Source organism: Streptomyces sp. NPDC015532, from assembly GCF_043078065.1.
In the GTDB taxonomy this organism is placed as follows: domain Bacteria; phylum Actinomycetota; class Actinomycetes; order Streptomycetales; family Streptomycetaceae; genus Streptomyces.
The window spans coordinates 112520-134068 of sequence record NZ_JBIBSY010000005.1 but is presented as its reverse complement, the minus strand read 5'-3'; the positions used below and the strand labels follow the sequence as shown (position 1 = coordinate 134068).

Below are 21549 nucleotides of genomic sequence, written 5' to 3'. Positions count from 1 at the left end.
TCGCGCGGACGTGTTCCGGGGTGGCGCGCGAGTGCCCCTGTCCCGCCGTGGGCGGCTCGTCCGGGGCGGTGCCCGTGACCTTGACAGGCAACGGTATCTGACGGACAGTCAGAAAACCTTGTTCGTACGAGGTCCGGGAGGGCCGCCACCGTGCACCTCGCCCCCACCGAGCGCCAGCAGCGGCTGCGCGCCGAACTCCGCACGTACTTCCGGGATCTGATGCCGGACGGGCCGCCGCCCGCCGACGACCCCGCCCGGCAGCGGGCGCTGCTGCGCCGCATCGGGGCCGACGGTCTGCTCGGGCTCGGCTGGCCGGTCGCGTACGGCGGGCAGGGGCGCGGAGCGGACGAGCAGTTCGTCTTCTTCGACGAGGCCTACCGGGCCGGCGCCCCCGTCTCGATGGTCACGCTGAACACCGTCGGACCGACCCTCATGAAGTACGGCAGCGCGGAGCAGAAGGAGTTCTTCCTGCCGCGCATCCTGAAGGGCGACCTCGTCTTCGCCATCGGGTACTCGGAACCGTCGGCCGGTACGGACCTCGCCTCGCTGCGCACCCGCGCCGTCCGGGAGGCCGGGGCGGCCGGGGAGACGGGCGGCGAGGGAGGGTTCTGGCGGATCGACGGGCAGAAGATCTTCACGTCCAACGCCCAGAACGCCGACTGGATCTGGCTCGCCTGCCGGACCGACCCGGACGCGCCCCGGCACCGGGGCATCTCGATCCTGCTCGTCCCGACCGGCGCCCCCGGCTTCTCGTGGACACCGATCGAGACCGTGGGAGGCCAGACCACCACGGCGACCTACTACGACGGGATCCGCGTCCCGGCCGGGAACCTGGTCGGCGAGGAGAACGCCGGCTGGGGACTCGTCACCAGCCAGCTCAACCACGAGCGGGTCGCCCTCGCCGCGATCGGCATGCAGGCCGAGGACTTCTACGCGGCCGCGCTGGAGGCGGCCCGTACGCCTGATCCGGTGACCGGGCGGCGCGCGACCGACGAGCCGTGGGTGCGTTTCCAGCTCGCCGAGGTGCATGCGCGGCTCGCGGCGTCCCGCCTGCTCAACTGGCGTCTGGTGGGGGATGTGGGAGCCGGCGGTCCGGCGCCCGGGGACGCGAGCGGCGTGAAGGTCATGGGAACCGAGTCCGCGGTCGCGGTGTACCGGATGTGCCAGCACATCGTGGGGCCCGAGGCGCTGGTCCGCTCCGGTTCGCCGGCGGCGTTCGGGGGCGGCGAACTGGAGCGGATGAACAGGGCGGCGCAGATCAACACGTTCGGGGGCGGGGTGAGCGAGGTGCAGCGGGAGATCGTCGCGACGATGCGGCTCGGCATGAGGCGGGGGCGGCGGTGAGCGGCCGGGAGGCGGACGAGGAGCGCTCCGCGGGTGACGGGGACGCGTTGTCGGAGCGTCTGAAGGAGTACGAGGGGCGCGCGGCCACCGCCGGGGGTGTCGGCCGGGACCTCGTCAACGCGCCGATGATCCGGCACTGGTGCGAGGCCATGGGCGACACCAACCCGGCCTACGAGGGGCCGGACGCGGTGGCCCCGCCCACCATGCTCCAGGCGTGGACCATGAGCGGCCTCTCCGGGCACGCCGACCGCCCCGGCCGCTCCGGGACCTACGACGAGCTGTTCGCCCTGCTCGACGGCGCCGGATACACCTCGGTCGTCGCCACCGACTGCGAACAGGAGTATCTGCGTCCGCTGCGCCCGGGGGACGAGATCACCTTCGACTCGATGATCGAGTCGGTGTCCGGGCGCAAGACGACCAAGCTGGGCACCGGGTACTTCGTCACCACGCGGATGGACATCCGGGCGGGCGGCGAGCTCGCCGGGACGCACAGGTTCCGCATCCTCAAGTACGCCCCGGCGCACCGGCATCCGAAGATCACGGACGCGGCTCCGGGTTCATCGGGCGGCGCGCGGACGAAGAGCGCCGAACCGAAGGACTCCGCGACAAGGAGCGCCGAACCGAAGGACTCCGCGACAAGGAGCGCCGAACCGAAGGACTCCGCGACAAGGAGCGCCGAGCCGAAGAGCAGGCGTCCGCGGCCGGTGATCAACCGGGACAACGCCGGGTTCTGGGAGGGCGTCGGGCGGCATCGGCTGCTGATCCAGCGCTGCACGTCCTGCGGGACGCTGAGATTCCCGTGGCTGCCGGGGTGCGGAGCGTGCGGCTGCCCGGACTGGGACACGGTCGAGTCGGGCGGCGAGGGGACCGTGTACTCGTACGTCGTGATGCACCATCCGCCGTTCCCGGCCTTCGACCCTCCCTACGCCGTCGCTCTGGTCGAGCTCGCCGAGGGCGTGCGGATCGTGAGCAACGTGGTGGGCGTGCCGTACGACGAGGTGCGGATCGGGATGCCGGTGCGGCTCGCGTTCCGGCGCTACGACGAGGACCTGGAGCTACCGGTCTTCCGGGCCACCGCTGCCGCCGGCCGCTCGGGCGAGGGGAGCTGACATGGACTTCACCCCCACCGAGGAGCAGGCCGCCGCCGCGGACCTGGCCGCGCGGATCTTCGGCGACCACTCCACCCACGAACGGCTCACCGCGGCCGGGACGGGCAGCGACGCCGGACTGTGGAAGGAGCTGTGCGCCGCAGGGCTGGTGGGAGCGGTCGCGGACACCGGGCTCCTCGGGCTCGTGCTGCTGCTGGAGGAACAGGGGCGCACCACGGCGCAGGTGCCGTTCGCCGCGAGCTGCGCTTACGGACTGCTCGCGGTGACGGCACACGGCTCGCCGGAGCAGCGCGAGCGGCTGCTGCCGGGGATCGCCGACGGGACGGTGGTGGTGGCGGGGGCGATAGCGGGCCCGGGCGCGCTGTCCGCCGCCCCGCCCGCTTCCCCGCCCCACTCCCCGTCCGGGAGGCTGACCGGTGTCCTTCCCGCCGTGCCGTGGCTGCGCGACGCCACCCACGTGCTCGTCGCCGACGACCGGCGCCGGCTCTGGCTGGTCCGCACCGCGGAGGCGGCGGCGAGCGAGCCGGTGGAACTGACGGCGCCCTGGTCGGCGGGGCGGCTGACCCTGGACGGGGCGCCGGGGGAGGCGCTGGGCTCCGCGGGCGCGTACGACGACGTGCTGGCGACGGCCCGTACCGCCTTCGCCGGGCTCCAGGCCGGAGTGTGCGCGGGTTCGCTGGCGCGGGCGGTGGAGCACACGAACACGCGCGAGCAGTTCGGGCAGCCGCTCGCCGCCCGGCAGGGCGTCCAACTGCGGGCCGCCGACGCGCACATGGACACCGAGGCGATCCGGGTGACGGCGTACGAGGCGGCATGGCGGCGCGACGAGGGGCTGCCGTACGCGACGCACGCCCTCACGGCCGCGTGGTGGGCTTCCGAGGCGGGCCGGCGGGTGGTGCACACGGGCCAGCATCTGCACGGCGGGGCGGGCGCCGACCTGACGCACCCCGTGCACCGGCACTTCCTGTGGGGCCGGCAGCTGGACGCGTATCTGGGCTGCGGGGGCGAACTCCTCCAGGAGCTGGGGGAGTTGATCGCGAACGGGAAGGCGGAGACATGAGGGTGGGCGACGTACTGGCGCCGCTGGAGATCGAGATCACCCGGACGCTGATCGTGGCCGGGGCGATCGCCTCACGGGACTACCAGGACGTGCATCACGACGCGGACCTGGCACGGGCGAAGGGATCGCCGGACATCTTCATGAACATCCTGACGACCAACGGCCTGGTCGGACGGTATGTGACCGACCACTTCGGTCCGGCCGCCGTGCTGCGCGGGGTGGCGATACGGCTGGGCGCCCCCAATCACCCGGGAGACACCATGGTGCTGACCGGCTCCGTCGAGGAGGTCGACGGTGACACGGCGACCGTGAGGATCCTCGGCGCCAACGGCATCGGCCGGCACGTCATGGGCACGGTGACGGTGACGGTCCCGGCTCCCGCTTCCGGTGCGGAGCCCGTCACCGCCCCGTCGTCCGCCGTCCCCGACGCCGCCGACGAGCCGTCCGCGGGCGGTGCCGTATGAGTGTGCGCAAGCGGGACGGTCTCGGCGGGCGGGCGGCGATCGTCGGCATCGGGGCCACCGAGTTCTCCAAGGACTCGGGGCGCAGTGAGCTGCGACTGGCGGTGGACGCGGTGCGCGCCGCGCTCGACGACGCGGGGCTGACGCCGGGGGACGTGGACGGGCTGGTGACGTTCACGATGGACACCAGCCCGGAGATCACCGTCGCGCAGGCGGCCGGGATCGGGGAGCTGTCCTTCTTCTCCCGCGTCCACTACGGCGGCGGGGCGGCGTGCGCGACCGTCCAGCAGGCGGCGCTCGCGGTCGCCACCGGCGTGGCCGAGGTCGTGGTCTGCTACCGGGCGTTCAACGAGCGCTCGGGCCGCAGGTTCGGCTCGGGCGTGCAGCGGCGCGAGCCGTCGGCCGAGGGCGCGGCGCTGGGCTGGGCCCTGCCGTTCGGGCTGCTCACCCCGGCCTCCTGGGTGGCGATGGCGGCCCAGCGGTATCTGCACACCTACGGACTGACCCCCGAGGCGTTCGGCCATGTCGCGGTGGTGGACCGGATGTACGCGGCGACGAACCCGGCGGCGTACTTCCACGGCCGGCCGATCACGCTCGCCGATCACGCGGCCTCGCGCTGGATCGTGGAGCCGCTGCGGCTGCTGGACTGCTGCCAGGAGACCGACGGAGGCCAGGCGCTCGTGGTCACCTCCGTGGAGCGGGCCCGCGATCTGCCGCGTTCCCCGGCGGTGATCACGGCCGCCGCCCAGGGCGCGGGCCGGGCGCAGGAGCAGATGACCAGCTTCTACCGGGACGATCTGACGGGACTTCCGGAGATGGGCGTGGTGGCCCGGCAGCTCTGGCGGACGGCGGGGATGAGCCCGGCGGAGATCGACGTGGGGATCCTGTACGACCACTTCACCCCGTTCGTGCTGATGCAGCTGGAGGAGTTCGGCTTCTGCAAGCCGGGCGAGGCCGCGGACTTCGTCGCCGAGGAGAGGCTGCCGCTGAACACGCACGGGGGGCAGCTCGGGGAGGCGTATCTGCACGGGATGAACGGGATAGCGGAGGGCGTACGGCAGCTGCGGGGCACGTCCGTGAACCAGATACCGGGCGCCGGCCGGGTGCTGGTGACCGCGGGAACCGGGGTTCCGACCTCGGGCCTGATCCTCGGCGCCGACGGCTGAGACCGCCGCCACCACGAATCATCCGCATCCGGCGACGCGCGGGAGGGGCCGTGCCGGTACATCGATGCCCGTCGCCACCGACGCTCACGCCTCACCCGACGGCGGCGGGCTGATGCACCGGCACGGCCCCGACCCACCACCGGACGGGAAGCGCGACCAGCGGCCGTCTCTCAGGGGTGAACCCTCAGAGGGGATGGCCCCCTTGTCCACCTTCAGGAGGTGAGGCCGACCCCGGTTCTACAACCTGAGGCGGACATGGCTTCGGGACCTGCGGCCGATCCGCCGGACGAGGGGGCGAACCTAGCGTGGAGTCATGACCACACTCGTCTGTACGAGCGCCTCGAACGCCGCCACCAGGGCGACACGGACCCTTTCGTACCCGTCCTTCTCGTCGTACGTGAAGGCGCGGCAGCCGGTGCTGCTGCGTACCGCCCGGTCGCTCACCGCGAACCCGAGCGACGCCGAGGACCTGCTGCAGACGGCGCTGACGAAGACGTACGTCGCCTGGGACCGGATCGAGGACCACCGGGCCCTGGACGGCTATGTGCGGCGCGCCCTGCTGAACACGCGGACGTCGCAGTGGCGCAAGCGCAAGGTCGACGAGTTCGTCTGCGAGGAGCTGCCCGAGCCGGAGGGGCTCCCCGCCGCCGACCCGGCCGAGCAGCAGGCGCTGCACGACGCGATGTGGCGGGCGATCACCAAGCTGCCGGCGCGGCAGCGGGCGATGGTGGTGCTGCGCTACTACGAGGACCTGAGCGAGGCCCAGACCGCGGAGGTCCTCGGGGTCTCCGTCGGCACGGTCAAGTCGGCGGTCTCCCGCGCGCTGGGCAAACTGCGCGAGGACCCCGAGCTGATCCCCGTCCGCCAGGAGGGCCCCCGTCCGGTGTCCGAGCGGGCCCTGCGCTGATCGATCATTCCTGGGCCTAGTGACATACCGCGCGGTATGTGCGCAGAATCAGCGCAACCCATTACTACCGCGTAGGCAATGTCGCCCCCGGGAGGACGCCGTGCTGAGCACGATGCAGGACGTACCGCTGACCGTGACCCGCATTCTGGAGCACGGGGCTCTGGTGCACGGAGAGTCGCAGATCACGACCTGGACGGGCGAGGGCGCACCGCACCGCCGCAGCTTCCGCGAGGCCGGCCGGCGGGCGAACCAGCTCGCCCACGCCCTGCGCGACGACCTCGGGGTGACGGGCGACGAGCGGGTCGCGACCCTGATGTGGAACAACGCCGAGCACGTCGAGGCGTACTTCGCGATCCCCTCCATGGGCGCCGTGCTGCACACCCTGAACCTCCGCCTCCCGGCCGAGCAGCTCGTGTTCATCGTCAACCACGCGGCCGACCGCGTGGTCATCGCCAACGGTTCGCTGCTCCCGCTGCTCGCACCGCTCCTCCCCCAGCTTCCGACGCTGGAGCACGTGGTGGTCTCGGGTCCCGGCGACCGGTCGCTGCTCGACGGCACGAGCGTCCGGGTGCACGACTACGAGGACCTGATCGCCGGGAAGCCGGACGTCTACGACTGGCCGGCGATCGACGAGCGGCAGGCCGCAGCCATGTGCTACACCTCCGGGACCACCGGGGACCCCAAGGGCGTCGTGTACTCCCACCGTTCGATCTACCTGCACTCCATGCAGGTGAACATGGCCCAGTCGATGGGGCTCACCGACCTCGACACGACCCTCGTCGTGGTCCCGCAGTTCCACGTCAACGCCTGGGGTCTGCCGCACGCGACCTTCATGTCCGGCATCAACATGCTGATGCCGGACCGCTTCCTCCAGGCCGCGCCGCTCGCCGAGATGATCGAGAGCGAGCGGCCCACGCACGCCGCCGCCGTCCCCACGATCTGGCAGGGACTGCTCGCCGAACTCACCGCCAAGCCCCGTGACGTCTCCTCCCTCACCCAGGTGACGATCGGCGGCTCCGCCTGTCCGCCCTCGCTCATGGCCGCCTTCGACGGTCTGGGCATGCGCGTCAGCCACGCCTGGGGCATGACCGAGACCTCCCCGCTCGGCACCGTCGCCCGCCCGCCGGCCCACGCGGTCGGTACGGACGAGGAGTTCGCCTACCGCCTCACCCAGGGCCGTTTCCCGGCGGGCGTCGAGGCCCGCCTCACCGGCCCCGGCGGCGAACGGCTCCCGTGGGACGGCGAGTCCGCCGGTGAACTGGAGGTCAGGGGCCCGTGGATCGCCGGTGCCTACTACGGCGGCAACGACGGGGAACCGCTGCGTCCCGCCGACAAGTTCAGCGAGGACGGCTGGCTCAAGACCGGTGACGTCGGCACGATCAGCCCCGACGGCTTCCTGACCCTCACCGACCGCGCCAAGGACGTCATCAAGTCGGGCGGCGAGTGGATCTCCTCGGTCGACCTGGAGAACGCCCTCATGTCCCACCCGGACGTGACCGAGGCCGCGGTCGTGGCCGTCCCCGACGAGAAGTGGGGCGAGCGCCCGCTGGCCACCGTCGTCCTGAGGGAGGGGTCCGCCGCCGACTTCGAGACGCTGCGCGCCTTCCTCGCCGAAGAGGGCAAGATCGCCAGGTGGCAGCTCCCCGAGCGCTGGTCGATCGTCGAGGCCGTCCCGAAGACGAGCGTCGGCAAGTTCGACAAGAAGGTGATCCGCAAGAGGTACGCCGAGGGCAGCCTGGACGTGACCAAGCTCTGACACGCGGACATCGCACGTGAGCCGGGCGGGGAGCTCTCAAGCTCCCCGCCCGGCTCACGCACTTCGCAGACACGCGGGGCGTGCCGTGACGCACTGACCCGCGTACTTTGACCTACGTACTGACCCGAGTACGGGCCTAGTTGGTGCCGATGCGAGCCAGGAGGTCGACGATCCGGTCCTGGACCTCGTCGCTCGTCGAGCGCTCGGCGAGGAACAGCACCGACTCCCCCGCGGCCAGCCGCGGCAGCTCGGACGCGTCGACGGCGGCGGTGTAGACGACGAGCGGCGTGCGGTTCAACTGCCCGTTCGCCCGAAGCCAGTCGACGATTCCGGCCCGTCGGCGCCGTACCTGCATCAGGTCCATCACCACGAGGTTCGGCCGCATCTGAGCGGCCAGGGTGACCGCGTCCTCGTCCGTCGAGGCGCGCGCGACCTGCATCCCCCGCCGCTCCAGCGTCGCCGTCAGCGCGAGCGCGATCTCCGCGTGCTCCTCGATGAGCAGGACCCGCGGCGGGTGCTGCTCGGAGTCGCGCGGCGCCAGCGCCTTCAGGAGTACGGCGGGGTCGGCACCGTACGCCGCCTCGCGCGTCGCCTGTCCGAGCCCGGCCGTAACCAGGACGGGCACCTCGGCCGCGACGGCGGCCTGGCGCAGCGACTGGAGCGCCGTGCGGGTGATCGGGCCGGTCAGCGGGTCGACGAACAGCGCGGCGGGGAACGCGGCGATCTGCGCGTCGACCTCCTCGCGCGAGTTGACGATGACCGGCCGGTAGCCGCGGTCGGTCAGCGCCTGCTGGGTGCCGGCGTCGGGCGCCGGCCACACGAGCAGCCGCCGCGGGTTGTCCAGCGGCTCCGGGGGCAGTTCGTCGTCCACGGGGCGCGGCTGCGGCTGGTCGGCAACCTCGACGGCACCGCCGGGACCGTCGAGCGGCTCGGGGCCCTCGGCGGCGTTCTCGTCCGGCGCTCCTATGGCGTAGGACCGTCCGGCGCCCTCGGTGGTGCCGGGCCGCCGGGGTCCGGCACCCTGCGGAAGGGCGCGCGCGGCCGTCTCCGGGCGTTCGGAGGCGGGCTCGGGCGGCGTACCGAGCTTGCGGCGGCGGCCCCCGCCGTTCATCCCGTGCGGGGGAGGGGTCTGGGCCTGGACGCCGCCGCCCGGCTGGGCCGCCGCGACCTGACGGGCGAACGGAACGCCCTGGCCGAGCGTGCGCACGCTTATGGCACGGCCCTGCGTCGAGTTGGGGTCGGCCGGGGCGGACGCGGGCGTCGCCTCGGCGGGCAGCGGCTGGGCGACCCGCGTGGCCGGGCGCTCCGGCGGGAGCGGGGCGGGGGCCGCCTTGGCGGCCGGGGCCGCCGCCGGGAGCGCGGGCTGCGCACCGGTGGCGCTGTTCGCGTCGGGCCAGGGCTGGGCCGCCGGAGCGGGCGTGCCGCCCGGCATCGCGGCCGCCGGGGCGGAACCCGGCTGCGCGGCGGCGGGCGGGCCGGAGGGAACCGGCCGGCCGCCGGTGGCGGGGACCGGGACGCCCTGTGCGGGAATTCCCCGCGCCGGGACCGGCTGTCCGGGGAGCCCCTGCGCCGGGACGGACTGAGCGGGTGCTCCGGGCGCCGCTTCGGGAGCCGGTTCCGCGACCTGACGGGCACGGCGTCGGCCCGTCGGGGCGGAGACCGGGTGCGGCTGCGGCGGGGTGTGATCGTCGTCGGGGTCGTGCCGCATCGCGTCGTGACGGCCGTCGGGCTGCTGGGCCAGCGCGACCTGGGCCTGCACCTGATCCTGTGCGGCCTGGGCCACCTGCGCCCGTGCCGCCTGGACCTGGGCGGCCTGGGCCTCGACGGCCTGTGCCTGGGCGGCCTGCGCCTGGGCCTCGGCCCGTACGTACTCCGGCGAACGGTCCGCCTCCGCCGGCGGCAGCGCGAACACCGCGCGGGCGCCCGTGTCCTGCGCGGCGGCACGCTCGGCCGCCGCGGCCAGCGCACGGCGGCGCCGGCCGGTCGGCCGGCCCGTCTCGTCGGTGGTGCCGTCGTCGTCGGGACCGTCGTCCTGAGCCGTCGCGGCGGGCGCCGCCGGCAGCGCGTTCTGCTCGCCGTCCCGGCGTGCGCGGCGTCCGGAGGCCGCCGGTACCGGCATCCCCTGCGGAGGCACCGTCCCGCCCAGCCCGGATCCCGCGGCCGCGGTGCCCGATCCGTGCTCGCCCGCCATCACGACCGCGCCCTCGGACACCCCCTCGGCCGGGGTGTCGCCCGTGCCCTCGACGGCGCTGGGCCGGCCGCGGCGTCGTCCGGTGCCGCCGGAACCGTCCTCGGTGCCGTCGCCCGCCTGCTCCTGTCCGGGGACCGGCAGCTCGCCCGACGCCTGCTCCTCCGTCGCACGGCGGCGACGGCGCCCGGTGGGAGCGGTCGCGCCGGCCGTCTCGACGGCCTGCGGTCCGGACTCCCCCGGCTCCTCGCTCTCCAGGAAGGCGTCCGTGGAGGGCCGCCGGGCCCGCCGCCGGCCACCGCTCTGCTGCGGGGCCTGCTCGTGAAGGGCGATCTCGGCGCCGACCGCCACGCCGGTGCCGAGCGGAACCGCGCCCGCCCCGCCGCCGATGGGCACCTCCAGGACGTAGGCGCTGCCGCTCATCCCGGGCACCTCGTGCGTCTGGAGCACACCGCCGTGCGCGCGCACGATCCCGCGCACGATCGGCTCGTGCACCGGGTCTCCCCCGGCGTACGGCCCGCGTACCTCGATACGGACGACCTCGCCGCGCTGCGCCGCCGCCACGACGACCGTGTTGTCCATGTAACCGCCCGCCGACACCGGCGCGTTGCCGGTCGCGTCGACACCCGCGACGTCCGCGACGAGGTGGGCGAGGGCGCGCGCGAGACGCTGCGGGTCGACCTCGGCCTCGATGGGCGGCGCGTGCACGGCGAACTGCACGCGTCCGGGACCGATCAGGTCGACGGCACCCTCGACACCGGCCGCGACCACGGCGTCCAGCATCACGTTCGTACGGAAGATCGTCTCGATGCCCGCGTCGAGGCGCTGGTAGCCGAGGACGTTGTCGACGAGCGTCGTGATCCGCGAGTAGCCGGCCGCGAGGTGGTGGAGCACCTGGTTGGCCTCCGGCCACAGCTGCCCCGCGTCGTCGGCGGCGAGCTTGGCGAGTTCGCCGCGCAACTGGTCGAGGGGGCCGCGCAGGGAGTGGCCGAGGACGGCGAGCAGCTGCTCGTGCCGGGCGGCCAGCGCCTCGAAGCGGTCCTTCTCCCGCTCGCCGAGTGCCGCGTACCGCTCTTCGCCCGAGGCGAGTTCCTCCTCGTGCCCCTCGGTCAGCTCGGTGAGTTCGGCGGTGTGCCGCTCCCGCAGCTTCGCCAGCTCGGCGGTGTGCTCCTCGCCGATCCGCTCCAGCTCCTCGGCGTGCCGGGTGGCGGCGGCTTCCTTCTCCTCGACCAGGGTGTCGTACGGGCGCCGGTCGGTGAACGTCATGACGGCACCGACGAGCTGGTCCCCGTCGCGCACCGGAGAGGTCGTCAGGTCGACCGGGACCTTGTCCCCGGACTTCGACCACAGCACCTGGCCGCGCACCCGGTGCTTGCGCCCGGAGCGCAGGGTGTCGGCGAGCGGTGACTCCTCGAAGGGGAAGGCCTCGCCGTCCGCCCGCGAGTGCAGGATCAGTTCGTGCAGGTCCTTGCCGCCGAGGTCGCTGGCCCGGTATCCGAGGATCTGGGCGGCGGCGGGGTTGACGAGAACGACCCGCCCCTCGGTGTCCGTCCCGACGACACCCTCGGCCGCCGCGCGCAGGATCATCTCGGTCTGGCGTTGCGAACGCGCGAGCTCGGCCTCGGTGTCGACGGTGCCCGAGAGATCGCGTACGACGAGCATCAGCAGCTCGTCAGGGGTGGGGCCGTAGTTGTCGTAGGCCTGCTGGCCGCTCTCCAGGTTCGCGCTGGTGACCTCGACCGGGAACTCCGAGCCGTCGGTCCGCCGCGCGGTCATCCGGGTCGGCTTGGTCCGCCCGCGCTCGTCGGTGGAGTCGGGGCGCCGCATGGAGCCGGGGATCAGCCGGGAGTCGAACTCGGGAAGCAGATCGAGCAGCCCGCGGCCCACCAGAGCGGTGCCCGGGGTCTCGAAGGCCTCCAGGGCGATCGTGTTGGCGTTGACGACGGTCCCGTTGGCGTTGACCAGGACCAGCGCATCAGGCAGCGCGTCCAGTATGGCTGCGAGGCGAGCAGCGCCTCGGGATGGCCTGCTGCTCACGAGACGCTTCCTCCCTGTTACCGCACCTTGCCGACCGCGGAGGTCATCTTGCCAACCGGCCCGCGGTGTGTCACGCGACGGAGTCTACGGGCAGAGGTTGCGCTCGCGATGCCGGATGAGAGGGAGGTCGCACACATATGAGACGCAGAAGCGGCGTAGAACCTGTGACCACGCATTTCACCGTGCGGAACCGTGAGAGCACTGTGAGATCACCGTGACTCCACCGTGTCCTCGGCCCGTCCGCGCTCCGCGCGGGCGCCGGGCAGGACGGGGACGAGGGCGTTCCAGCGCGAGATCTCGCACCCGTTCGCGCGGTCGTAGCGCGCGTCGACGGGACGCCCCGCCCAGGTGCCCGTGACATGCGCGGTGGCCGGACCCCCGTAGACCATCGTGCACAGGGCGTCCGGCGGCACCGGGGCGAAGGTGTCCTTGCCCCAGGTGGTCATCCGGTCCAGCCGGTCGCAGGCCTCCGTCGCGTGCGGATGGGTGCCGCCCGCGGGGTGGCACTCCAGCTCGAAGGTCCCGTCCGCGCCGCCGCCCACACCGGCGACGGTCACGGTCAGCCGGTCGGCGGAGTCGTCCGGACGGGCCGGCGGGGGCATGAGGGACGGCAGGGAGCGGCCGTACGCGGCGGCGGCCCGGACCGCCGCCGGGGTCCCGCCGGGGAACAGCGACGACGGTCCGCCGGTGAACACGGTGGCGGGCCCGGCGGGGGACGCCACGGGTACGGGGGACACCCCGGGAGCGTCGGAGGGGGTGGCGGCGGTGGCGCCGGGCGCCCAGGAGAGCGCGGCGGTGGCTGACACGGCGGCGGTGAGGAGCAGTCGGCGCAACATGACCTGCCTAACGCGGAGAGACCCACCCGGTTGCGTGCTCGTGGGGGCTTTGCAGTGCGGCGTATCCGCCTAGTACCGTGGGGGGCGATTGGTGACACGCCGCTCGACTGTGTCATCATCTGCACGCACCACTCGCGCTCGCGTGAGGGGTTGTGCGGGAGGCGTCGCCTAGTCCGGTCTATGGCGCCGCACTGCTAATGCGGTTTGGGACTTACATCCCATCGAGGGTTCAAATCCCTCCGCCTCCGCGCGAAGATCCGAAACCCCGGTCCATTGGACCGGGGTTTCGGCGTTCCAGGGGTCCGCGAGGGCCGTCGAGCGCGTCGGTGTCCGGGGTGCCCGCAAGCGCCCAGAAGCACGTTTGCCCAGCTCACAAGGGGTGAGGCAAATGGATTTCACATGGCGGCGGCAGTCATGTAATGTTCTTCCTGTCGCCGCGAGCGGGGCAAAAGCCCGGGAAGCGAAGACAAGAACAAAAACAGAACAAGCACTCGTAGCTTAACGGATAGAGCATCTGACTACGGATCAGAAGGTTGCAGGTTCGAATCCTGCCGAGTGCACACAGGTAAGAGGCCCCGGAGAGATCCGGGGCCTCTTGCGTTTCCGTGCGGTGCGCGGAGTCCTTCGGTCCTGGTCTCCCGGTGCGGGATCTGCCGACCCGCTTTCGCCGGAGTCCCCGTGAAGCGGTTCATCACCTTGTACGGGCCCCTTACCCGCGGCGCGGTGGCCATGCGAAGATCACGCCTGGCGGCCGTCGAGTCGCACAGTTGTGGCATGGGGGACTCGCTGTGGAGGTCATCGACTGGGCCCTGCTGGGGCTCTTTTGGACCCTGACCCTTGTCCCCGGCACCGCCGCCATCCGTGCCGGCTGGGTCGCTCCGTGGTTCAGGAAGACGGTTGCCTCGCCGCGGCTCGGGGGCTGGGCGGACGTGTGCATGGGCGTCGGGGGCACACTCACCGTGGGTCCCGTGCATCGCCACTTGGGATCGACGACCATGACGGCGTTCGCCTCCGTCGTGGGCGTCTGCTTCGTCTTCCTCGCCCTGGGTCTCTACCGGCGGTCCTCTCGGCCCGAGCCGTCGGGGCCGACGGCCCACCAGCACGCCGCGGCCTCGGCCGATGCCGCGCAGCGGCGCGACACGGCGACCGTCGCCCCCGCGACCGACCCCGACCGGCCGCAGGTGCCCAACTGACCTGCCCGGCGGACTTCAACGGCCGTCACCCTCGAAGGCCCCGCCGGCCGAACCGGTGAGGGGCTTTCGCCATCGGCGGGTGACATCGACGTCGTCGCGGCATCCTCAGAACCCGGAGCAGGAAGCGGCGGCCGACGGCCCTGAGGCGGTGGACGTCTTGGGGGTGTCGTGGTCCACGGTCACGGAGCAGACGGCGGTGCCTCCCGATCCGCTGAGGCTGATGAGGAGCGACCCGCCTTTCGTGAAGCCCTTCGTCTTCACGACCTTCCGCCACGGCAGCGTCCTCACCGTCTCGGATCTTGTCGAGATGCCGTCGTCGTTCCAGACGGAGTACGCGATGGTCACGTCTCGCGCGTCGCCCGTGACGGCGTACTCCACCTCGACCGTCTTCGACGCCTCGTGCGAGATGCCGGCGATGACGGCCGCGCACCCGCCCGCCACCAGCAGGACCAGCACGAGCAGCACCCACGGCCACTTCCGCCTCTTCTTCCTCGGCGGTGCTGCTCCATAAGGTGGTCCGCCGCCCGGGGGTGGCTGTCCCCATCCCTGTGGCTGCTGCTGCGCGCCTTGTCCCCACCGTTGCTGGGACGGGTCGGGCCGGGGCGGCTCCCCGGGGGTGGGTTCGCTCATGGCCTCAGCGTCTGACAACCCCCTCACGTGCGCGACTCGGAGTCCGCGCACGCGGCCTCCGCCCTCCCGGCGATGTGAGGGCTGGCGTGCCGTCAGGCGGTGTCCTGCCCGGCTGGATTGCCGCCTTCCGTGAACACGGGTCCGGACGGGGTGGAGAAGGCCGGGCTCAGTCGTGCGTGGAGCCCGGGACCCATCGCCGGGTCGATTCGGCGTACGAGTAGTGCGGGAGCCCGGCGATACCCGCGGTGCGGAAGGGACGGCCGTGGTCGTCGATCCGGACGGTGCCGGTGCGGCCCCGAGAGGACCAGTCGAGATCGAGGTACCAGTCGCACGCGCAGTGCTTGGTCCGCGCCTTGACCAGCAGCACCTCCGGGTCCTCCACGGAGACCCGGTACGGCAGGCGCCTCGCCGGCAGGGTCTGGTCCCCGCTGCTCCCGGACACGGCCCGGGGGACGGGGGTGTGCGCGTCGAGACGCACCGCGAAGGACTGGGGTGTCAGGCCAGCGCCGCAGCCCAGGGCCGTGTCGTAGACGAAGGCTCCGTCGCCCGGGGGCGCGGCGCGGCGCACGACCCGGACGTGCAGGGCCTCCAGGACGACGGCCGCCGAGCTGCGCCCCCGCACCGACACCCGCACGATCGTCTCCCCGCCGTGCACCGCGTCCTGGGCGTTCGCCCACACCTCGGCGTCCTCGGCGGACGGCGGCGGGGGGACCTGGCGCGGAGGTTTGCCGATGACGTAGTCGTGGCCGCAGTGCCCTTCCCAGACATGGGAGTTCACGGTCCAGGTGAAGGGCACGGCCTGGGCGGAGGGCCGGGCCGGGGAGCCGGTGGGGGACGCCGCCGGACCGCCGCGCGGTGAGGCCCCGTCGGGCGGACCCTGGGTCGGGAGCTGCGGGAACCCCGGCAACGCCGCGAAGGCCAGGAGCCCCGCGGCGGTCAGGAGCAACACGACGGCCGGACGCCGCCGGTACCAGGCGCGGGAGGGCCGTTCGGCCCCGGCCACGGGCAGGACGTCCGCTCCGGGCACGGCGTTCGCCGCGGGCGGCGCGTCCGGTGTGTCCGATCCGTTCGGCGCGTCCTGCGGGTTCGGCCCGTCCGGCCTGGGCCGCGGGGCCGCCGTGTCCGGTGCGGGTACGGGTGCCGTGAGGGGATCGGGTGCGGGGGACGCGAGGTGTACGGGGGTGTTCCCGACGGGTGTGTTCCCCTGCTCCGGGGTCCCGTGCGAGTCCGCGCCGCCGCCGGAGCCGCCCTGCGCGCTGTCCCGCGCACCGCCCTCCGATCCGCCCTCCGGGACGCCTGATCCGTTCTCCGATCCGCCCTCCGGGACGCCCGGTTCGTCGTCCGCGGGTGTTTGCGGGTGGGGGGCGGACGGGCGGGGCCGGCGCCGCTGCGCGACCGCCAGGATCCACAGCCGGTGCAACTCCCCGCGCTCCTGGGCCGAGGCTCCGCACAACGCGGCGAACCTTTCCACCACGGCGAAGTCCAGCGGCACCGCCTCGCCCGCGCAATAACGGTGCAGCGTGGAGGCGTTCATGCCCAGGCGCCGGGCGAGAGCCGCGTAGCTGCGGTCCGTGCGGGCCTTGAGGCGTCCCAGCCGGTCCGCGAACCTCGTCACGTCGTCGTCGGCCGCGGCCATGGCCCGTGCCCACCTCCGCTCGTATCGGTCCGTCCCGTCACGGAACGGCATCCCGGGGCATCCTTGTCTCAGCACGTCAACAGCCCTGGGATGGTTCCACTGCTGAGGACCGGACGGCAGTCGTTGCCCCGGTCCCCCGGGGCCGCCGACGCTCTTGGTGCTGCCCCCAGCGGTACGGCCCCACCTGCCGGCATGTTCAGGGGAGCCGCGCCCAGACCACCCACCCGTCCACCGGACACCCATGGCCGGACGCACCCTCGACGGGGCGTCCGGCGGTCCCGTGCGTCCCGTGAGTGAACCCCCGCTGGTCAGGGCGCTTGTCAGTGAGGGGCTCTACTGTCGTCGTGTGGAGCGGGTGTGGACGTGTTCGGGGTTGCGGTGGTCGGGGGACGGTCCCGTGCTGGTGTGGGGCGGGGGGCGTACGAGTCCGCTGGTCCCGGGGCGGCGGATCGCGTTCGGTGTCGTGGACGGGGGTGTGCGGACCTGCGTGGGGGCGCGGGGGAACGCGTGTCCCGTGCGGGCCGCCGTGTCGCCGCGCGGTACGGGGGCGCGGTGCGAGGAGTGCGCGCGGCTGGACCGGGCGCACTCGGTGGCCGCCGACACGCTGGCCGATGATCCGCGGCCGTACCGCGTGTATCTCGCGTGGTTCGGGCCCGGCCTGGTCAAGGTGGGGATCACACGGGTCGAGCGGGGTTCCACCCGCCTTCTGGAGCAGGGCGCCGTCACCTTCAGCTGGCTGGGGCAGGGGCCGCTGATGGCCGCGCGCCGGGCCGAGGAACTGCTGCGGGCCGCGCTCGGGGTGCCGGACCGGATTCCGTACGCCGACAAGCGGGCGGTGCGGGCGGCTCTGCCGGCGGCCGGGGAGCGCGTCGCCGAGATCCGGGAGCTGCACGAGCGTGCCGGGGATCTCGACGGCTGGCCGGAGTCGCTCCGGCGGGCCCCCTTCGAGCCCGTGGACCACACGGACCTGTTCGCGCTCGCCGGGCTCCCGCCCGCGCGGGGGGTCGTGCGCGAGCTGGCCGCGGGGGGTTCGGCCGGCGGAGAGCTGCGTGCCGCGGCGGGTCCCGATCTCCATCTCCTCACCGGGCGCGGAGTCGTCGTCCTCGACACCCGGCTGATGACGGGGTGGGACCTGACCGGCGCCGGCGGCCCGGACGGGGACCAGGACTCCGGAATCACCTTTCCCGTAAGGCAGTTGCCCGCGACGGACAGCGGTGTTCAGGACGGCCTCTTCTGAGGGGACAGGGGGAAGGGGACACGGGACCGGGGCTGGAGGGCGGGGACGGGGGACGGGGGACGGTGACAGGGGCCGAGGGGAGGACGGGAAGAGGGGAGCGCGGCGGCCGGTGACGGCGGGGCGGGCCGACGGCCGGAATGGTCAAGACTTCGATCCCTTTCGGCTCCCGTTCGGAAAGGTGCTGGACGACAGGGGACGCCCGCCAGGAAAGTGTCGGACATGAGCGATCACTCTCCCGTTCCCGTCGCAGCCCATGAGCCCCCCTACTACGTCGCCGTGTTCACCTCCGTACGGAAGGAGGAGGACGCCGGGTACGGGGAGACCGCCGAGCGCATGGAGGAGCTGGTGCAACGGATCCCGGGCTATCTGGGGATGGATTTCGCGCGCACACCGGGCGGACTGGCCATCACCGTCGGGTACTTCCGGGACGAGGACGCCATCAAGGAGTGGGGCGCGCAGGCCGAGCACCGGGTGGCACAGCGGCGCGGCCGGGCCGACTGGTACGAGCGCTACACCCTGCACATCGCCAAGGTCGAGCGGAGCCACGGGTTCGAGCGCGCCGATGGCTGACCGGGAGGGCACGCCGGGCGAGGAACCCGGGGACGTGCGCGACGAGGCGCGGGACGTGCGGAGCTTCTGGGAGGGACTCGGGCTGCCCGGACTCGTCGACGTCCACACGCACTTCATGCCCGAGCGGGTGCTGCGCAAGGTGTGGGACTACTTCGACGGACTCGGCGAGCTCACCGGCGGCATTCGGTGGCCGATCGCCTATCGCGCGGACGAGGACGAACGGCTGGCGCTGATACGGGAGTTCGGGGTGCGCGCCTTCACGGCGATGCTCTACCCGCACAAGGCCGGCATGGCCGAGTGGCTCAACTCCTGGGCGGTCGACTTCGCCCGCCGGACCCCGGACTGTCTGCACACGTCGACTCTCTTTCCCGAACCGGGCGTCGAGCGGTACGTGCGCGAGGCGGTGGAGGCGGGCACGCGCGTGTTCAAGGCGCACGTGCAGGTGGGGGCGTACGACCCGGCCGACGAACTCCTCGACCCCGCCTGGGGACTGCTCGCCGAAGCGGGAGTCCCCGTGGTGATCCACTGCGGATCGGGGCCCTCCCCCGGCAAGCACACCGGCCCGGCACCGGCCGCCGCCGTCCTGCGCCGGCACCCCCGGCTGCGGTTCGTCTTCGCGCACATGGGGATGCCCGAGTACGAGGACTTCCTCGGCCTCGCCGAGCGCCACGACGAGGTGCGGCTCGACACGACCATGGCGTTCACCGACTTCAGCGAGCGGCTCGCGCCGTTCCCGCCAGGCCTCCTGCCCCGGCTCGTGGACCTCGGGGACCGGGTGCTCCTCGGCACGGACTTCCCGAACATCCCGTACCCGTACGTCCATCAGCTGCACGCGCTGGAACGCCTCGGTCTGGGGGACGACTGGCTGCGGGCGGTCTGCCACGACAACGGTGCCCGCCTCTTCGGCCTCCGCTGACACCGGCGGGGCCCACCCAGGAGTTTCCTGAGAGGTACCTGTGCGTTTCTCAGGGAAATCACAGGTTGCCGAAAGGATGCTCTCAGCGGGGCCCAGCAAGGTGTCCGCTATGACCACGACCTCGCCCCAGGGGCGCACCGAACTGCTGAGGCCGGACGGGAGCCCCGTCCGAGTGCTGGTGGTGGACGACGAGCTGTCGATCACCGAGCTGCTGTCCATGGCCCTTCGCTACGAGGGATGGCAGATCCGCAGCGCGGGTGACGGGACGGGCGCGGTGCAGACCGCGCGCGAGTTCCGGCCCGACGCCGTGGTGCTCGACATGATGCTGCCCGACATGGACGGCCTGGCGGTGCTCGGCCGGCTCCGCCGGGAGCAGCCCGATGTCCCGGTGCTGTTCCTGACCGCGAAGGACGCGGTCGAGGACCGCATCGCGGGGCTCACCGCCGGCGGCGACGACTATGTCACCAAGCCGTTCAGCCTGGAGGAGGTCGTGGCCCGGCTGCGCGGTCTCATCCGGCGTTCCGGCGCGGCCGACCGTCGGTCCGAGTCCGTGCTCGTCGTCGGGGACCTCGCCCTGGACGAGGACAGCCACGAGGTGTCGCGCGGCGGGGACAACATCCACCTCACCGCGACCGAGTTCGAGCTGCTGCGCTTCCTGATGCGCAACCCGCGCCGGGTGCTGAGCAAGGCACAGATCCTCGACCGTGTGTGGTCGTACGACTTCGGTGGCCAGGCCAATGTGGTCGAGCTCTACATCTCGTATCTGCGGCGGAAGATCGACGCCGGGCGCGAGCCGATGATCCACACCCGGCGTGGGGCCGGATATCTGATCAAGCCCGCCACGTCATGAGCGGACGGCGACGGCCGCGGGCGCAGAAGAGGCGAGCACGACAGCCGCGCACCCTGCGGACGCGGCTCGTCGTCTCGGCGGTCGCGCTCATCGCCGTGGTCTGCGCCATGATCGGCACGGTCACGACCATCGCGCTGGACCAGCATCTGTACAAGCAGTTGGAAACGCAGGTCACCGACGCGGGCCGGCGGCTCTCGGGTCCTCCCGGCGACGTGCGGGGCGTGAATCCGGGCGACGGGAGCCAGACTCCCGGCAAGCCGAACGGCGACGGGCTGCCGGCTTCCGCCCTCGGCGCCTCCGGCGAGGACAGGCTCAAGAACTTCGTCACCATGGGCGGGACGCAGACGAAGACCATAGCGGCCGAACTCGGCACCGACGGGGGAGTCGACGAGGCGGTCGTCGCCGCGGAGCAGTCCAGCAGCACCGTCGGCTTCCAGCGGATGAAGCCCGTCGCGCTCAACGCCGCGCAGAAGGACGCGCTCGCCTCCGTCTCCAAGGACGGCGACCCGCACGCCACGGACATCCCGGGCCTGGGCGAGTACTACGTCATGTACGTGACCGGCGGTCATGGCAGCTTCTACGTCGCCCTGCCCACCGCGTCCGTCACGAACACCATCAACACCCTGATCCTCGTCGAGGCGAGCATCACCGGCGCCGGACTCGTCGCCGCCGGTATCGCGGGCAGCGTGATCGTCGGCCTCGCCCTGCGCCCGCTGCGCAAGGTCGCCGCGACCGCCACCCGCGTCTCCGAACTCCCCCTGCACACCGGCGAGGTCACGCTCTACGAGCGGGTCCCGGAGTCCGAGTCCGATCCGCACACCGAGGTCGGACAGGTCGGGGCGGCGCTCAACCGCATGCTCGACCACATCCACGGCGCGCTGCACGCGCGCCAGCAGAGCGAGATGCGCGTACGGCAGTTCGTCGCGGACGCCAGTCATGAACTGCGCACCCCGCTGGCCTCCATCCGCGGGTACGCCGAGCTGACCAGACGCGGCCGGGAGGAGACCGGGCCCGACACCCGGCACGCGCTCGGGCGGATCGAGTCCGAGGCCGGGCGTATGACCCTGCTCGTGGAGGATCTGCTGCTGCTCGCGCGGCTCGACGCCGGGCGGCCGCTCCAGCACGAGCAGACCGACCTCGTCCCCCTGGTGATCGATGCCGTGAGCGACGCGCGGGCCGCCGGGCGCAGCCACAACTGGCGGCTCGAACTGCCCGAGGAGCCCGCGCTGGTGTCGGCGGACGCCGCGCGCCTCCAGCAGGTCATGGTCAACCTCTTCGCCAACGCCCGCACGCACACCCCACCGGGGACGACCGTCACCGCGCGGGTCCACCGGCACGGGCCGTGGCTGTGCGTGGACGTCCAGGACGACGGCCCCGGCATCCCGCCCGATCTGCTGCCGCGCGTCTTCGAGCGGTTCGCGCGAGGCGACTCGTCACGCTCGCGCGTCTCCGGTTCGACCGGTCTGGGGCTCGCCATCGTGCAGGCCGTCGCGGCCGCGCACGGGGGCGCCGTGACCGTGGACAGCGTGCCCGGCAGGACCGTGTTCACCCTGCACCTGCCCGCGCTCGCCGCGGAAACGTCCTGGCAACAGCACTCACAGGTACAGCACAGCGCCGGCACATGGGTGCAACAGGGGGCTTGACGAAGGTCGT

The 21549-nt window shown here is 72.9% G+C and carries 17 protein-coding genes and 2 tRNA genes; 15 read left to right on the top strand and 4 right to left on the bottom strand.

Features of this window, described 5'->3' with window-relative positions:
• The first annotated feature begins 150 nt into the window (after nt 1-150).
• The 7 genes from ACF07B_RS18115 (at nt 151) to ACF07B_RS18085 (ending at nt 7803) form a co-directional block, all read left to right on the top strand.
• Nucleotides 151-1344: an acyl-CoA dehydrogenase family protein gene (locus tag ACF07B_RS18115; protein ID WP_392179614.1), complete on the top strand. Its 1194-nt coding sequence runs from the start codon at nt 151-153 to the stop codon at nt 1342-1344.
• The gene (locus ACF07B_RS18110; protein ID WP_392179613.1) at nt 1341-2453 is read left to right on the top strand and encodes a bifunctional MaoC family dehydratase N-terminal/OB-fold nucleic acid binding domain-containing protein; all 1113 of its coding nucleotides are present in this window, start codon (nt 1341-1343) and stop codon (nt 2451-2453) included. The genes ACF07B_RS18115 and ACF07B_RS18110 overlap by 4 nt, the downstream gene beginning before the upstream one ends.
• Before the next feature lies 1 nt (nt 2454).
• Nucleotides 2455-3513, top strand: coding sequence for an acyl-CoA dehydrogenase family protein (locus tag ACF07B_RS18105; protein ID WP_392179612.1), 1059 nt, complete (start codon nt 2455-2457; stop codon nt 3511-3513).
• Nucleotides 3510-3977, top strand: a complete 468-nt coding sequence (locus tag ACF07B_RS18100; RefSeq protein ID WP_392179611.1) for a MaoC family dehydratase — start codon at nt 3510-3512, stop codon at nt 3975-3977. The genes ACF07B_RS18105 and ACF07B_RS18100 overlap by 4 nt, the downstream gene beginning before the upstream one ends.
• The gene (locus tag ACF07B_RS18095; protein ID WP_392179610.1) at nt 3974-5140 is read left to right on the top strand and encodes a lipid-transfer protein; all 1167 of its coding nucleotides are present in this window, start codon (nt 3974-3976) and stop codon (nt 5138-5140) included. Before ACF07B_RS18100 ends, ACF07B_RS18095 begins: the two co-directional genes overlap by 4 nt.
• A 313-nt stretch (nt 5141-5453) precedes the next feature.
• Nucleotides 5454-6047, top strand: coding sequence for a SigE family RNA polymerase sigma factor (locus ACF07B_RS18090; RefSeq protein ID WP_362408992.1), 594 nt, complete (start codon nt 5454-5456; stop codon nt 6045-6047).
• Nucleotides 6048-6147: 100 nt separating this feature from the next.
• Entirely contained in the window at nt 6148-7803 is a 1656-nt protein-coding gene (locus tag ACF07B_RS18085; RefSeq protein ID WP_369481912.1) for a long-chain fatty acid--CoA ligase, read from the top strand.
• Between the two features lie 136 nt (nt 7804-7939).
• On the opposite strand, the gene ACF07B_RS18080 is transcribed toward ACF07B_RS18085, so the two are convergent.
• Complete coding sequence (locus tag ACF07B_RS18080; protein WP_392179609.1) at nt 7940-12028, bottom strand: PAS domain-containing protein; 4089 nt, start codon at nt 12026-12028, stop codon at nt 7940-7942.
• 209 nt (nt 12029-12237) lie between these two features.
• Nucleotides 12238-12864 carry an SSI family serine proteinase inhibitor gene (locus tag ACF07B_RS18075; protein ID WP_392179608.1) on the bottom strand — a complete coding sequence of 209 codons (627 nt, stop codon included), beginning with the start codon at nt 12862-12864 and terminating at the stop codon, nt 12238-12240.
• Nucleotides 12865-13021: 157 nt separating this feature from the next.
• Here ACF07B_RS18075 and ACF07B_RS18070 point away from each other — a divergent pair.
• From ACF07B_RS18070 to ACF07B_RS18060, 3 genes are all read left to right on the top strand, one after another.
• A tRNA-Ser gene (locus tag ACF07B_RS18070) sits at nt 13022-13112 on the top strand.
• A 239-nt stretch (nt 13113-13351) separates the two neighbouring features.
• A tRNA-Arg gene (locus tag ACF07B_RS18065) sits at nt 13352-13424 on the top strand.
• 228 nt (nt 13425-13652) lie between these two features.
• Entirely contained in the window at nt 13653-14057 is a 405-nt protein-coding gene (locus ACF07B_RS18060) for a hypothetical protein (protein WP_392179607.1), read from the top strand.
• Nucleotides 14058-14162: 105 nt separating this feature from the next.
• Here the strand turns inward: ACF07B_RS18060 and ACF07B_RS18055 are convergent, their stop codons facing one another.
• Nucleotides 14163-14522, bottom strand: coding sequence for a hypothetical protein (locus ACF07B_RS18055; protein ID WP_392179606.1), 360 nt, complete (start codon nt 14520-14522; stop codon nt 14163-14165).
• A gap of 331 nt (nt 14523-14853) precedes the next feature.
• A complete protein-coding gene (locus ACF07B_RS18050; protein ID WP_392179605.1) occupies nt 14854-16323 on the bottom strand; it encodes a helix-turn-helix domain-containing protein in 1470 nt (489 codons plus the stop codon).
• A gap of 346 nt (nt 16324-16669) precedes the next feature.
• Between ACF07B_RS18050 and ACF07B_RS18045 the strand changes: the two genes are divergently transcribed.
• The 5 genes from ACF07B_RS18045 to ACF07B_RS18025 all read left to right on the top strand — a co-directional run bounded on the left by ACF07B_RS18045 (nt 16670) and on the right by ACF07B_RS18025 (nt 21539).
• The gene (locus tag ACF07B_RS18045; protein WP_369482966.1) at nt 16670-17560 is read left to right on the top strand and encodes a DUF2797 domain-containing protein; all 891 of its coding nucleotides are present in this window, start codon (nt 16670-16672) and stop codon (nt 17558-17560) included.
• A gap of 219 nt (nt 17561-17779) precedes the next feature.
• Nucleotides 17780-18130: an antibiotic biosynthesis monooxygenase gene (locus ACF07B_RS18040; RefSeq protein WP_369482965.1), complete on the top strand. Its 351-nt coding sequence runs from the start codon at nt 17780-17782 to the stop codon at nt 18128-18130.
• Nucleotides 18123-19046, top strand: coding sequence for an amidohydrolase family protein (locus ACF07B_RS18035; protein ID WP_369482964.1), 924 nt, complete (start codon nt 18123-18125; stop codon nt 19044-19046). Before ACF07B_RS18040 ends, ACF07B_RS18035 begins: the two co-directional genes overlap by 8 nt.
• Before the next feature lie 109 nt (nt 19047-19155).
• Entirely contained in the window at nt 19156-19896 is a 741-nt protein-coding gene (locus ACF07B_RS18030) for a response regulator transcription factor (RefSeq protein ID WP_329300553.1), read from the top strand.
• Nucleotides 19893-21539 carry a sensor histidine kinase gene (locus ACF07B_RS18025; RefSeq protein WP_392179604.1) on the top strand — a complete coding sequence of 549 codons (1647 nt, stop codon included), beginning with the start codon at nt 19893-19895 and terminating at the stop codon, nt 21537-21539. The genes ACF07B_RS18030 and ACF07B_RS18025 overlap by 4 nt, the downstream gene beginning before the upstream one ends.
• Nucleotides 21540-21549: the final 10 nt, after the last annotated feature.